Consider the following 13,812-nt stretch of genomic DNA (forward strand, 5'->3'; position numbering starts at 1 on the left):
CGTCTGTACGACGTTCGTTTTTAAATGGTCAAATTTCAAATCAAACGTTGACATAAAACCAAAAGGTGTTATATTATCAGAAATGAAACTAAATGGTTTTATATTAATGGAAGGAGATCTGACATGGAACAAGACAATAACACTTTACAGGATATCAAGAAAACAATTCTACTTGATGCACCTATTCAGAAAGTATGGGAAACCGTATCCTCCTCCGAGGGGATCGAGTTATGGTTCATGCCAAACGACTTCAAGCCGGAGGTCGGGCATGAATTCCATTTGCAGTCACCATTCGGTCCCTCACCGTGTAAAGTGGTGGAACTCGAAGCACCACATCGTCTCTCGTTTACTTGGGATACAGAAGGATGGGTCGTAACCTTCCTTTTAAAAGAGGTAGACCAAAAGACGGAATTCACGCTCATCCACGGTGGTTGGAAGCAGCCGGATGAAGTCCTTCCGAAAGCAAACGAAAAAAGCTCTGTCATCCGCGGTAATATGGATAATGGTTGGGAAGACATTGTCAATGTTCGCCTTAGAAAGGCTGTTGAGAAATAATTGTCAGCGGCAAAGCATGATGTATTCCAAGCTATCGCCGATCCAACCCGCAGAGCAGTGCTTCAATTACTTGCGGAAGAAAACGAAATGCCGATCTCGAAAATCACATCTTATTTTCCGATGAGCCGGACAGCAATCGCCAAGCATCTTCAAATTCTTTCAGAAGTAAAACTAGTCCGTGGACGTAAGGCGGGAAGGGAGAAGCTTTATCGGCTTTATCCAGAGCCTTTGGGCGAGTTGAAACAGTGGCTTGCATTTTTTGATCAATATTGGGATAACAAGCTCTCCATCCTGAAACATGTGGTTGAAGCGACTGGGGATAATGAACTGAAAGTCGTAGAACCACAGCCAGATGAAAAGGAAAAATAGCTAAAAAACGAACGCCTGTTGGGTGTTCGTTTTTTAGTGTACCCTTTTTGCTATCGTTAAGTTAGAAATAAAAGGGAGGCGCTTTAAATGACTTATTATTCACACGGAAAAGATGCAGAGGAATTGACACTGACGATTTATAACGACCGATTTGCCGTCGTAAAAGAAAAGCGGAAGGTCGAGCTGAACGGGGATGAAACCGAAGTTCAATACCTCAATGTGGCGCAAAAGATTGAAACCGATTCAATCATCGTAGAAGGTTTGAATATTCTTGAACTGAATTATGATTACGATCTCGTCAGCAAATCGAAGCTAATGGAAAAGTATCTCGACCGTAACGTGTTTTTACTCGATAAAGTAACAAACAAGCGCAGCGAATACCGCCTGTTGAGTGTTGCATCCGGAATCGTTCTTGAAGACGTAAACACGAAGGAAATCGTGCTCGACCCGAAAGAAGAATTGATTTTACCAAAATTACCTGGTGAGCTCATAGTTAAACCAGCCCTCGTTTGGAAGGTCCGCCCATCGAAATCGGATCAGATCAATGTTTCGTACATTACAAAGGGAATGGAATGGGAGTCCAATTATGTCGTCGAGTTGAAGGAGAAGACGTTCAATGTGTCCGGCTGGGTCAATATCCAAAATAACGCAGGAACGACATTTGATAATGTAAAAGTTAAGCTGATCGCAGGCGACGTCAATCGTGCAACTGATGAAAACTATGTTTATAAAGAGGCGGTACTTTATGAGGTGGACCATAGTGCCCCAGAACCTTCATTCGAGGAACAAAGCTTTGCGGATTACCATATGTACACGTTGCAGCACAATACAACACTCAAAAACAACCAGTCGAAGCAGATCAATTTTATCCAAGGTGAAGAGATTCCGTATCAGCGGTATTACACCTATTCACAATATGAGGATGACGTTCAGATCAAGCTTGCCTTTGACAATAAACAAAAGAACAACCTGGGACTGCCGCTTCCAAGAGGAAAAGTGAAGGTGTACCAGGCGGATTCGAATGACAACAGCCTTGAATTCATTGGTGAGGACCGAATCGATCATACACCGAAAAATGAAACGCTCGAGCTTTATCTCGGAAATGCGTTTGACATCGTCTGTGAAGGAGACAAAGTTGACAGTAACAAGAACGCAAGAGGAATCCGAACCGAAACGTGGGAATATGAAGTCCGGAACCGTAAAGAAGAACCGGCACTCATGAAAATCACCCATGATCTTTATGATGATATTTACAAGTCAGATTGGAAAATGAAAGAAACCAGCCATGATTTTAAAAAAGAAACGTCCCATAAAATTGTGTTCTGGGTAGAAGTTCCAGCCGATACAGTTGAAACGATCACGTTTACCTACGAAGTGGATGAAGCAATAACCGTCCGTCACACGTAAAAGGGGGAGGGATTTATATGAAACAGGCGAAACCTTTTATAGCGATATGTAAAGACCGTCCAAACGATCCTGAACGATTTCATTATTCGGTCTTTGTTGTTAATAATACAGAAAAGGAATTAAACGAGGTCCATGTCCATTCCTCTGCCTTCCTTACCGAGGACGGAGAGCTAATCACTTCAACACCTTGTGACAAATCTTATCCAGTGCTTGAAGCTAAATCCTTTATCCTGCTCGAAACACTCGACGAAGGAGCACTCGATATCACAACCAACTACCAGCTGTCATACGACAACGGAAACGGAAAACGAACGATCCAATACTTCACCCTGCCAAAATACTTACGAAACTTAGAACAGCGCGACTATTTACCAGTGCTATCAAAACAAGGCTATCTTGCACGAACATAATAGCGAAGGAGGCTAAAGGGGTGGAACTGAAATATCTATTGAGGGATTTAATTTCGGGTGTACGTCATGTGCACCCTTTCTTAATAGGTAGATCGAAAGCAACTTCATATCATTGTGCTCAAATACATGAACATGTCGAAGCGTTTTGTTAAGAAAGATCCTATTATTAAACGAATCAAACATAAGACCGATGAAAATAACAAAGATGCTCACATTGAATCCTTGAAACGAAAACTCGGAAAGTTAGAAGCCAAAAAATCAGGAGTTACGTAATAGTTAAAGGATTGCCTATACAGAGGTATACAGAAGCTATGGTTAAGATAAATGTTAGTTCATTGTTTATTAGAACTAGTAGTACCATCTTATTCTGAAAACGAGCGAGATAGTGTAGTTATAAAAGGATTCAGAGAGGTTATTTGAATTACTAAGTTATTCCAGAAAAGGGCAGTTTAACGGAGTAAATAGATTCCCCGGAACTTCAACAACGGGCCATTTAATGGAGTACAGGGCAGGAATATTTTGTGGGGAAGTCGAAGTTGTTTTATCGAATAGCAACTACGGTATCGAATTTTTGAAACTATTTGAACATGATGGCATTCACAAAATAAGGTTTGCGAATATTCCAATAGTAGAGGGTTTACGAAGTGTGTTCGTTAATTCGTTAACAAGATGTTATATGACATACCCGATAAACCCAATTTCACATTTTCCTATACATAACTTTTTAATAGAATAATTATGAAGATGATCAGATAATAAATTTTCCACGTAAGGAGATAAAACTATGGCAAAAAACAAATTCCTAAGAATGGACAATGTCGGCATCGTTGTAGAATCCCTTGATGACGCAATCTCTTTCTTCGAGGAGATTGGCTTGAACCTCGAAGGGCGAGCCACTGTCGAAGGTGAATGGGCTGGTCGCGTAACCGGACTGGGTTCTCAGTGCGTAGAGATTGCTATGATGGTTACCCCAGATGGCCACAGCCGACTTGAACTTTCGAGATTTCTCAACCCACCTACAATATCAGATCACCGGACTGCTCCTGTAAACGCCCTCGGTTATCTACGTGTCATGTTCACCGTTGAAGACATTGATGAAATGGTATCCAGACTCACTAAGTATGGTGCTCAGCTCGTTGGCGAAGTGGTTCAATACGAGGACTCGTATCGGCTCTGCTACATTCGTGGAACCGAAGGACTTCTAATCGGTTTGGCGGAACAACTCGGTAACAAATAAGTAAGTGACGTTTTATAAAAAGCCTTTACTGAAATTACTGAAGTAAAAATTGAAACAGAAAGGCAGTGTAAAACTAACTCGAAGAAGTCGGGTACGTCATATAATACAGCATTCAGGCTGCGGGACTCTTTGAGCCCCTTGGTCGCCAGGAGAAGAAGCAGGAAAGCACCACCCTGCGAGCCTAAGAACTTCGTTCCAAGGCTCGTAGGGTTCGTGAATGCGGAAACCTTGTATGCGAATCCGTCTCGATTGGAAGAAAATTCTTATTCAATAAAAATGCGCAATTCAAGAATATTGGATAACATCCTTTGTTCCGTTAAAGGGCGCAATTCAGAGGTATTAGAATGTGTTCGGTTATTCAAAAATAGGGGGCTTTAATGGAGTAATTATATAAAGCTCGATCAGAGATTCTAATACACAACACAAAAAGCTCGTCATGGACGAGTCTTTTAACTAATAATTAGCTGCCATTTACAATGTGAAAACGTGTGTCATTAAGAAAATGGATTTTTGATTTTTGTACCTTAAAACGGACCCCTTTAGTTATTTATCTCGGTTGTTGTTTCATCCCTCCCTTTTCATTTCTATTTTATGTCTGCTATTCAGAAGACCTGATCAATTCAACTTCTATTTCACGTTTACCATCTTTTTTCTCAAGTTCATCTAATACTTGAGTCTTATCACTATTACCACTTGCAACTCTATTTTTATAAAAATCTAGAACTTTATTATATAAAGATTTAGAGTCCTCGAGACTTTTGTAAAAATTTTGTCCTAGTCCATCTTCAATATCAAAAAGTAACATTCGTCCATCGTTCAAAAGCGTCAGTTGTAAACTAGGCTTTTCTTCATTTGTATGTATCATAACTATAATAGATTGATAATCTGCATCACGCTCAAGGTTATGTACTTCTATCATTTCTTCTTTTGATGCTTTTTGGACGGTTAAACCCTCTATTATTTTAAATAACGATTGAATATCATCTGGAGCATCTACGTCAGTTGTCGGTTGATCCAAAACACTGACAGAAACTTTCTCTGCGTCATTTTTTCCGAGTAATGAAGTGACCTTTGTAGTCTCATTCGAGCATCCCGCTAAAGATATTAAACTCACAAACAAGATATTCCTGAACATAATTTTAATCATAAAAAGCACCCCAAATATACTGAAAATACCATTTCTTCCATACTATCATAATTTGAATTTTATTGTTATTAGGTACAGCCCCTCAGTAAACAATGGTCATTGGAAGGTGTTTGATGAAACTTCGAAAGAAATATATTATTGATTTTCTTCAATTTAAGGGGGTTATCCGTAGTAAGGATAAGCCTCTTTTTTGTGAAAATTATATTGAATTAGATCCAATCATTTGAAATAATTGGTATTAAGTAAGAGAGTAAGGACTATATCCACCTAAATATTTTAAAGAAATTAAAGGTTGGGGTTGGGAAGAGTTGAAAAATGAACAAATGGGGCACGTCCATTTTTTTGAAAAAGGAGATACTATTATCTCTATTGTTATTAAGGAGGATTATTTTCATTTATATGAAATGAAGGAAGACTTCGAGTTATAATATGCCTTATTCAATTATAGGAGCCTGTTTGTTCAATAAGGACCACAATGGAGAGGGAGAGGTTATGTATGACCCAAAAAGATTTTGCTTTTATAGCGTTACGAATTTTTGCTGTTTATATTTTAATACAATCATTCATCGATTTATCCCATATCGTAAATTATTATCTGATACCAATTTACTATGAGGAGCTACAAGAACTTGTTCAAACCAATGTTATCAATATGTTGCTTCATTTAGGTCCTTTTTTAGTTCAACTCGTAATGAGTATAGTTGTCTGGTTATATGCTGACAAATTAAGCCGCTTATTTATTCCTGAATATAAGGATGTTGGAAATCAGGAAGAACCTAATCAAAACCAGATGTCTTTATCTGTACATCAGTTTCAAGTTGCTGCCGTTTCGATTGTAGGTCTTGCCTTTATCGTACATACCTTACCGTCGTTTTTTTCTTTGGTGCAAAATTGGCTTAATATTAAAGAAGTAGGAGTGGGTTATGTCGATCCAAGAATGAAAGGAGAATTATTGTTTTCGTTTTTAGAGAAACTACTCCGATTAGTTTTGGGTTTTGTATTATTTTTTGGAAGCAGAGGCCTTGTTGGATTACTTAAGAGAATCCGTAGTTTTACTTGAGGTGGTGATAAGGCGGATAAACATTTTGGGTATTTTACTAATTAATTATTCAAATGACAATACTGAAGATTTACATACTACATCAAATGAAGAGAAGATAGAAAAAGAATAAGTACGTGAATTTAATAAAGATTAATATCTTTTGTTTAAGTCAGATCTAAAAGACTTATTTTGCAAAAACTTCATATAAGAAAAACGCCGTTCCCATATAATAAATGCTAAATAAGATATAAGATAATCTTTCATATAAATGGCGAGGAAATAACAGTAATGATAATATCACATAAATATAAATTTATTTTTTTAAAAACTAAAAAAACGGCAGGGACTAGTATTGAAATTTCATTGTCAAGGTATTGTGGCGATAGTGATATTATCACACCAATAATGTCTGAGGACGAGAAGATTAGAGCTGAACTGGGGAAATACCCACAAAATCATCAAATTGGTCAAATTAATTTTTATAATCACGATTCTGCAAATAAAATAAAATCTTTGATAGGGGAAGATATTTGGAACTCTTATTATAAGTTTTGTTTCGATAGGAACCCTTGGGACAAAGTTATTTCTTTATATTATTTTCTTGTAAGAGACCCTAAAAAAGAAAGCTTTGATGAATTTTTGGAACGGGAAGGTTATAAACTTGCTTATAACTTCCCTATCTATACACTTAATAACAATTCAGTAGTGGACTACCTTGGGAAATATGAAAATTTAGAAAGTGATTTGAAATTAATTTGTGATAAGATTTCTCTTCCTTTTGATGGTTGGTTACCAAGGGCAAAAGGTAATTTCAGGCAAAACCGTCAACATTATAGTACACAATATAATAACCATCAAAGAGAAACAATTCGAAATTATTTTAAAAAAGAGATTGATTTATTCAATTACAAATTCTAAGACTTTAAATCATGCCATTTTCCATTAAATTGCATAGAACTAGACTCCGGTGCGATAAACCAAAATAATATACATTATGATCTCGTCTCATGATGAAGTAACGGGATTTTTTTTTGTGCAACTTTGGTTCGTTTTTTTGTGAAGCAAATCCATTTTCAAAAAGCGCGATATTTATAAATAAACGTAGGTGCCTCAATTCCCTGTATTTACCTAATGATTTTTGAGCTGATGTTTCGTTATCCTTAAAAGAGTGGAAACATAAACGGAGGCTCAAAGTTATATGGTTTCAAAGAAAAAGAAGCATCAAGTGAATTTCTTAGATCTTGACGAAGAAACAAGTGAAGAGGTTTTAGAGTTCGTCGGCAGAAAAGCGGACTATTATGAAAAGAAATGGAAAAGAACATCGAGATGGAATTCCTTGTTCTCTTGGAATTGGAGTCCTTTTTTCTTAGGTTTGTTTTGGTTCGCATTTCGAAAAATGAATGGGTACGCTTATCTTCTTCTAGGCATTCTTGCTGTAGCTGATATTTTATCGATCATATTCCTCAAACAATCAATGTCGCGGACAAACTTAGCTGGTATTTTTGTCATGATTGCATTAACTGCCAACGGTGCCTATTTTGATTTTGTACTGAAGAAAGTAAAAAGGCTGAAAAATCTACATCCTGACCGAGAGGAACGTCTTGCGGTTCTTCGGAACCAAGGCGGAATCAGTTGGTTGCATACAATGATTTTTACTTTGGCAATAATCATTTATTCTTTCTCGATTATTTTTATAGAAGAAAAAGTTTATTATGCTTACGCAGTACCAAAATTTTCAGAAGCCGTCGAACTTCAACAATCAGGTGAACTTGATGAAGCGATCGAGATATATGATGATATTGAGAATAGAAACGTCCCCATCCCTGCTATTTATTACAATAAAGCACTAATTTACGGTTCTAAAAAAGAGTATAAACTAGCATTAAAGAATATTGAAATCTACTTAAAGTTAGTTCCTGAAGATGAACCTGGCTTAGAATTAAAGGAAGAGCTTCTTAAGGCTAAATAAAATGTGTGTTAGAAAGAATATTTTGTGTGGAGGTCATTCAGATTTATATCTGGTCAAAGCTGCCAGCGGAGTCCACTTTGCTCTACCATAACAGATCATGTAAAGTCCTTTGAACTAAGGGCTTTTTTGGTATAGATTTGAATTAAAAATAAATGGGCAGTGATTGGTAATAATCACTGCCCGACATACATGGGGAGGTTAGGAGCTTTGCCAAGTTCATGCGTTAAAGTATAAAGGAGATATAATGGTTAGTAAATAATACGAAAGTTCTAGTTATGTGCCCTCACGAGAAATAAGTTTGGCATATATGGAATTAGAATAATAAAGATAATATGACAGTGTATACAGTTGGTAGTAGCTCATTTTATTAAGATTATAATAATAACAATCTTCTATTCTATATACTTTTCTTATAGGATTAACTTATTAATTGTCAGAATATATTGAGGGAAGCGGAATATGGCAGCATTGAAAACGATGCGGATTTGTTAGCGGGTATTTCCGGTAACGGGCTAACCACATCGTACAAATATAATGTGGATGGTATTCGTACAGAAAAAATGGTAAACGGAGTGACAACGTCCTACCATCTTGATGGGGATCTTGTCACATATGAAACCAATGGTACCGATGAGATCTATTACACGTATTCTTCCAATGATAAACTTGTCAGTATGAACCTCAAGGGGGAGGAATACTTCTACCTACGCAACAACCAGGGAGACATTACAGGCCTCGCTGATGAATCGGGTACAGAAGTCGTGTCCTACCAATACGACACATGGGGCAAACTGATCTCAATCACCGGGACACTTGCAGATACAGTCGGGAAGAAGAACCCGTACCGTTATAGAGGATACCGGTACGACTCAGAAACCGGGTTATACTATCTAAATGCACGATACTATAATCCGGAATGGAGTAGATTTTTAAATGCAGACTCTTATGGTGGAGAAGTTGGTGAATTGTTAAGCCATAATGTATTTGCCTATTGCGCAAATAATCCAATTAACAATGTTGATTCATCTGGGCATTGGTATGCCCGTATTGGTAGATACAGCGGTTCTGCCAGTTCCGGCGGCACGGTAAGAACAAATGAAAAGTTAGGAGATTCCATACAAATAGCGAATCCATCTTATGAACCGGAATCTAAAAAAACACATGAGACCGTTAAGGAAGTTACCAAAGCAGCTGTTATTGGTGGAGCGGGATCTACAGCTGATGGATCAGGATCAAGAATAAACCCTTATAAAATTAAAAATGAACGCCCATGGGGAAGAATGGGTCCTAAATTAGTCTCATCACATAGTACTGGCAGGGCTCTTTTAAAGAGCGCTGGGAAAATTGGAGGTTTGGGACTTTTACTTGGAGTAGCACTAGACACTGCAAATGGAGACAGTCTCACGGATAGTATTATAAACAATGGTTTTTTGGCAGGTGTTACACTTGGTCTAACAGTTGCTACAGGTGGGGGATTCCTTGTTGGTATTGGAAAATTGGAATAGGTGTAGGTGCTGCGTACAGCATTGTTAAAAATGAATTTGGCTTTGAACCGGCAAGGATTAGGCGGATTTTTAATTAGGTGGTGATAGACATGAATACGATTGTTGAATCAATCCAATCAAATATTTGGGGAATAATAGCAACGGTGGGAGCCACATTAGTCCTTTTGGATGCACTATTAAAGGATCCCTATGACAAGCACATTAAAATATCACTGGCTATTTTGATTTTTGGAATAGCTTTTGTAAATCTATTCTTAAATAAAATATCAGACTTGTACACAGATATTTTAATGAGTTTTTTGGGCTTATATTTTATCGTGTGGCTTATTTATACAATAAGATTTAGGATGGAAGAACGTAAAAACAAATGATTTAAGTATTGAGACCAAATTGGGCGTTGCCGAGAGTTGTATATAATTATATTTTTTATGTTTTCATTGAAAGAAAATTTAACAATTTGAGCCTCAAAAGGTACGGCACTTTTGAGGTTCTTTTTAATACTTGTAATAGCATTATTACGTCCTTCCACCAAGATGGAGGTCTCTTCATTATGAATCCACTGGGACCGATAAATCTATTACACGTATTCTTCCAATGATAAACTTGTCAGTATGAACCTCAATGGGGAGGAATACTTCTACCTCCGTAATATCCAAGGTGATATTACTGGACAGCAATAAAAAAAATATTAAAAAGTTTTTTGCGGACTTTTTCAAACCGTCCCGTAATAATAATGGGGGCAAAAAGAGTGATAAGGGTAAGAAAAAACCTAGAGTTAATGTTTTTGACATAAATAATCCAAACTCATTTAAGAATTCTAAAGTGGCTGATGTGGAAAAATATCTTGATGAAACTTTAGATGGGTTTACAAAAAAACCATTAAAGATAAGCGATGGTGTGAGGTATTTTAAGGTAAAGGTAAATCATATCAGGTGAATTATAGCGGTTATGAAAATCCGAGTGATACAGTACATGGGGGACCATATTTTAAAAATACTGTAGGTAGTGATATTATACGTGTACCTTTAATAAAATAGGGGAGTTTATTTTATGGATGAAAAAGATTTGTTGGAATTCTTAATGTTTATTGCTGAGGAAGATGCCCAAATCAGTACTATTATTGGCTTTTTCACTAATCAAAAAGGTTATGATGTAAATACTATTAAGAATATAGTTGACTACGGTGTAAAAAAGAATATTTTACAAGTAATTGAAAATGACGAAGATCTTGAAAATTATATCGTACTAAAGGGTATTGAGTTAAGCGAAATTGATTGGTCAACTTCAAATGTTAGACACGAAATACACTATAATGACTTTGAATTTTATAGAAAAAAATTATTTGTTTCTAATCCTAAAATACCACATGAATTTAGGTGTTTTATTAAAGGATAATATTCCCTTTTTTAATATTTATGAAGTATTGTGATAACTAAAGCTGATATAGTCTTTCTATTAAAAAAATGAAATCAGAATAGAAAGCCTATGTTATATCTGAACCAGTAGAATTCAAAGAGAGCTATAATAAATGAATTAATCCATAATAACAATATAATTAAACTATTATACCTTGATTGGCTTAATGCCTTTCAAGGTTGCTTTTTTGTGGTGGGGCTATCCATTGTCCTTTCCATTTCTCGTTTACATCTAGGGCTTATTAAACAATCGGGTTCAGAGACCGTTTGGTTCAAAACTGAAACAGAAGGAAGCAGCCGTCATATCTTAGCGAATGAGGCAGACAACCGTGAAATTCTAAATGTCTACATCGATACAGATAATAAGGTGAAAATCTCCTATCGAAACAGTGCGGGTGTGTTTGGTAATCTGTTGACAACAGATGAAGTCATCCCAAAGGATCAGTGGAACTTTATGGGGCTGAAATGGGAATATGTCAATTCCTCGTTGAATGTAGCCCTCTTTGTTAATGGAACGAAATATACCGCTACTACCACGGATTTTAAAGACTTTACCGATGGAACCACTGCCCTTGGGACGAGTATTGCCGGGAATAATCCGTTAAATGGCTACATGGATCAATTTAGTTATAGCTCGACAGCCCTAACGGATTCCGAGATTTTAGAAATCTTCAACAAAGGACGCGGACAAACGGTTCATTACACGTATGATTCTTTAGGAAGAAACGATCAAAATACCGTTCATACGGGAAGTGCAACGATTAAAACTTCGTTCGCCTATAAGGAAGGGATTAATGGAGCGACAACGAATCAAATAGATTCCGTAACCCAAAACGGTCAAACGATTTCCTATATGTATGATGCAAATGGCAACATTGATACGATCACAAAAAATGGAGAAGTCATTGCATACGAATACAATGAAGCGAATGAATTAATACGTGAAGACAATTCGATTCTTAACAAAACCATTGTTTATCAGTATGATGGTGGGGGTAACCTCTTAACGAAAAAGATCTATGCCTATACGACAGCTGAAACACCCGGGACACTCTTGGATACCATTTCTTACAGCTACGATACAGCATGGAAGGACAAGCTCATCTCTTATGAAGGGAAAGCTATCACCTATGATGAAATCGGAAATCCATTGACCTATGATGGATATTCATATGCGTGGAAATTCGGTGATCAGTTAGCGGGTATTTCCGGCAACGGACTAACTACAACTTACAAATATAATGCAGATGGAATACGTACAGAGAAAACGGTCAACGGTGTAACCACCACTTATCATCTTGACGGTGATCTGGTGACGTATGAAACCAATGGTACCGATGAGATTTACTACACATATTCTTCCAATGATAAACTTGTCAGTATGAACCTCAATGGGAAGGAATATTTCTACCTGCGTAATATTCAGGGAGACATTACTGGCCTTGCTGATGAATCCGGTACAGAAGTTGTGTCTTACCAATACGACACATGGGGCAAACTGATCTCAATCACTGGGACACTTGCAGATACGGTTGGGAAGAAGAACCCTTACCGGTATCGAGGATACCGGTATGATTCGGAAACCGGGTTATACTATCTAAATGCGCGATACTATAATCCTGAATGGAGTCGATTTATAAATACAGACTCTTATGGTGGAGAAATTGGTGAGTTGTTGAGCCATAATGTATATGCCTATTGTGTAAATAACCCAGTTAACAATGTTGATCCATCAGGACATTGGTATGCCCGTATTGATAGATATAGCGGTTCTTCCGGTACGTTAAGAACAAATGAAAAGTTGGGTGAATCGATACAAATAACGAATCCATCCTATAATCCTTCTAATCATGACTCAAACAATAATGAACCTTCTAATGTAGAACAAGAACTTGTAAGTGGGACAGCTGGTTCACATACGGAGATGGTAATTGGAGGAATAGTTGACAATGTTAAGACTGGAAGTAAGGGGTTGAAAATTCTTCCCGGGGCTGCATCATCATTTGTTGAAGGTACAATCGATATTGGTGTATTTGGTGAGCCGACAATCCCTGTTATAGCGACAATTGGTACTCTCGGTATTGCGAGTAAATTATCGACTGATATCACACTACGTAATAGTGGTAATAAAATTACGGCATTTGCAGTTGGAACTGTTTATGTTACAGGATATGGTTTATTTAATGCTTGGCTTGAAGATAATGAGCATGGTCTTAAGCAGTACTTTACACATGAACAACATGACTGGGCACCTGGACCAATTAATCAATCATATGGGGGGGTGTATTAATGAGATATTCTAATGACCCAGTTTTTTATATCATTCCTTTACTAGTGCTTGGTACTATTTTTTTGGTATATGCGTTAAAACAGGAGAAACCTATAGAGCGTTTTCGATGGTCTGCTTTTGTACTATTTTGTTATGGTATCGCCGTATTGGGTATATTTTATGAGTTCACCAAAAACCTTATATTTTCAATAGTAGGATTTTTAATAATTTTGGTTGTTCATTTTCTAATATTTAGGACCTCTGAAGAGTTTTTTAACAAAGATTTAAAAAGAGGAAAATGATTTTATTTTATCAACTTTGGGCTATTCTTCTGAATAGCCTGTTTTTTAGCCTTGGGAATTGAATATTTCTACCTAGGGGTAATAACCAGGGAGATATTACCGGCCGTGCTGATGAACCGGTGAGAAAATAAAAAATAACAAAACCAAACGAAAGAAATTGCCAAAAGTTCAATCTACTTTCGGGG

The 13,812-nt window shown here is 37.0% G+C and carries 15 protein-coding genes; 14 read left to right on the forward strand and 1 reads right to left on the reverse strand.

The genetic code is table 11. The annotated features are described in order from the left end of the window. The first annotated feature begins 123 nt into the window (after positions 1-123). The 5 genes from MOJ78_RS05925 to MOJ78_RS05945 all read left to right on the forward strand — a co-directional run bounded on the left by MOJ78_RS05925 (position 124) and on the right by MOJ78_RS05945 (position 3,978). Positions 124-555, forward strand: coding sequence for an SRPBCC family protein (locus tag MOJ78_RS05925; RefSeq protein WP_304980279.1), 432 nt, complete (start codon positions 124-126; stop codon positions 553-555). Further along, positions 556-924 carry an ArsR/SmtB family transcription factor gene (locus tag MOJ78_RS05930; protein WP_304980280.1) on the forward strand — a complete coding sequence of 123 codons (369 nt, stop codon included), beginning with the start codon at positions 556-558 and terminating at the stop codon, positions 922-924. An 87-nt stretch (positions 925-1,011) separates the two neighbouring features. Then, entirely contained in the window at positions 1,012-2,331 is a 1,320-nt protein-coding gene (locus MOJ78_RS05935) for a DUF4139 domain-containing protein (protein WP_304980281.1), read from the forward strand. Positions 2,332-2,348: 17 nt separating this feature from the next. Then, on the forward strand, positions 2,349-2,741 hold the full coding sequence (locus MOJ78_RS05940; RefSeq protein WP_304980282.1) for a hypothetical protein: 393 nt from the start codon (positions 2,349-2,351) through the stop codon (positions 2,739-2,741). Positions 2,742-3,525: 784 nt separating this feature from the next. After that, positions 3,526-3,978 (forward strand): VOC family protein, encoded by a 453-nt coding sequence (locus MOJ78_RS05945; protein ID WP_304980283.1) that lies wholly within the window; start codon positions 3,526-3,528, stop codon positions 3,976-3,978. A gap of 598 nt (positions 3,979-4,576) precedes the next feature. On the opposite strand, the gene MOJ78_RS05950 is transcribed toward MOJ78_RS05945, so the two are convergent. After that, the gene (locus tag MOJ78_RS05950) at positions 4,577-5,125 is read right to left on the reverse strand and encodes a hypothetical protein (RefSeq protein ID WP_304980284.1); all 549 of its coding nucleotides are present in this window, start codon (positions 5,123-5,125) and stop codon (positions 4,577-4,579) included. Between the two features lie 496 nt (positions 5,126-5,621). Between MOJ78_RS05950 and MOJ78_RS05955 the strand changes: the two genes are divergently transcribed. The 9 genes from MOJ78_RS05955 to MOJ78_RS05995 all read left to right on the forward strand — a co-directional run bounded on the left by MOJ78_RS05955 (position 5,622) and on the right by MOJ78_RS05995 (position 13,627). Beyond that, positions 5,622-6,185: a hypothetical protein gene (locus MOJ78_RS05955; RefSeq protein WP_304980285.1), complete on the forward strand. Its 564-nt coding sequence runs from the start codon at positions 5,622-5,624 to the stop codon at positions 6,183-6,185. Positions 6,186-6,455: 270 nt separating this feature from the next. Next, on the forward strand, positions 6,456-7,085 hold the full coding sequence (locus MOJ78_RS05960) for a sulfotransferase family 2 domain-containing protein (protein WP_304980286.1): 630 nt from the start codon (positions 6,456-6,458) through the stop codon (positions 7,083-7,085). 280 nt (positions 7,086-7,365) lie between these two features. Continuing rightward, the gene (locus tag MOJ78_RS05965; protein ID WP_304980287.1) at positions 7,366-8,136 is read left to right on the forward strand and encodes a DUF2628 domain-containing protein; all 771 of its coding nucleotides are present in this window, start codon (positions 7,366-7,368) and stop codon (positions 8,134-8,136) included. Between the two features lie 443 nt (positions 8,137-8,579). Next, a complete protein-coding gene (locus MOJ78_RS05970) occupies positions 8,580-9,641 on the forward strand; it encodes an RHS repeat-associated core domain-containing protein (protein ID WP_304980288.1) in 1,062 nt (353 codons plus the stop codon). An 89-nt stretch (positions 9,642-9,730) separates the two neighbouring features. Beyond that, the gene (locus MOJ78_RS05975) at positions 9,731-10,012 is read left to right on the forward strand and encodes a hypothetical protein (RefSeq protein WP_304980289.1); all 282 of its coding nucleotides are present in this window, start codon (positions 9,731-9,733) and stop codon (positions 10,010-10,012) included. A gap of 250 nt (positions 10,013-10,262) precedes the next feature. After that, positions 10,263-10,577 carry a hypothetical protein gene (locus MOJ78_RS05980; RefSeq protein ID WP_304980290.1) on the forward strand — a complete coding sequence of 105 codons (315 nt, stop codon included), beginning with the start codon at positions 10,263-10,265 and terminating at the stop codon, positions 10,575-10,577. Between the two features lie 114 nt (positions 10,578-10,691). Continuing rightward, positions 10,692-11,036: a hypothetical protein gene (locus tag MOJ78_RS05985; RefSeq protein WP_304980291.1), complete on the forward strand. Its 345-nt coding sequence runs from the start codon at positions 10,692-10,694 to the stop codon at positions 11,034-11,036. Between the two features lie 213 nt (positions 11,037-11,249). Next, the gene (locus MOJ78_RS05990; RefSeq protein ID WP_304980292.1) at positions 11,250-13,346 is read left to right on the forward strand and encodes an RHS repeat-associated core domain-containing protein; all 2,097 of its coding nucleotides are present in this window, start codon (positions 11,250-11,252) and stop codon (positions 13,344-13,346) included. Continuing rightward, a complete protein-coding gene (locus MOJ78_RS05995; RefSeq protein WP_304980293.1) occupies positions 13,346-13,627 on the forward strand; it encodes a hypothetical protein in 282 nt (93 codons plus the stop codon). Before MOJ78_RS05990 ends, MOJ78_RS05995 begins: the two co-directional genes overlap by 1 nt. Positions 13,628-13,812: the final 185 nt, after the last annotated feature.

Source organism: Alkalihalobacillus sp. AL-G, from assembly GCF_030643805.1.
GTDB lineage: Bacteria > Bacillota > Bacilli > Bacillales > Fictibacillaceae > Pseudalkalibacillus.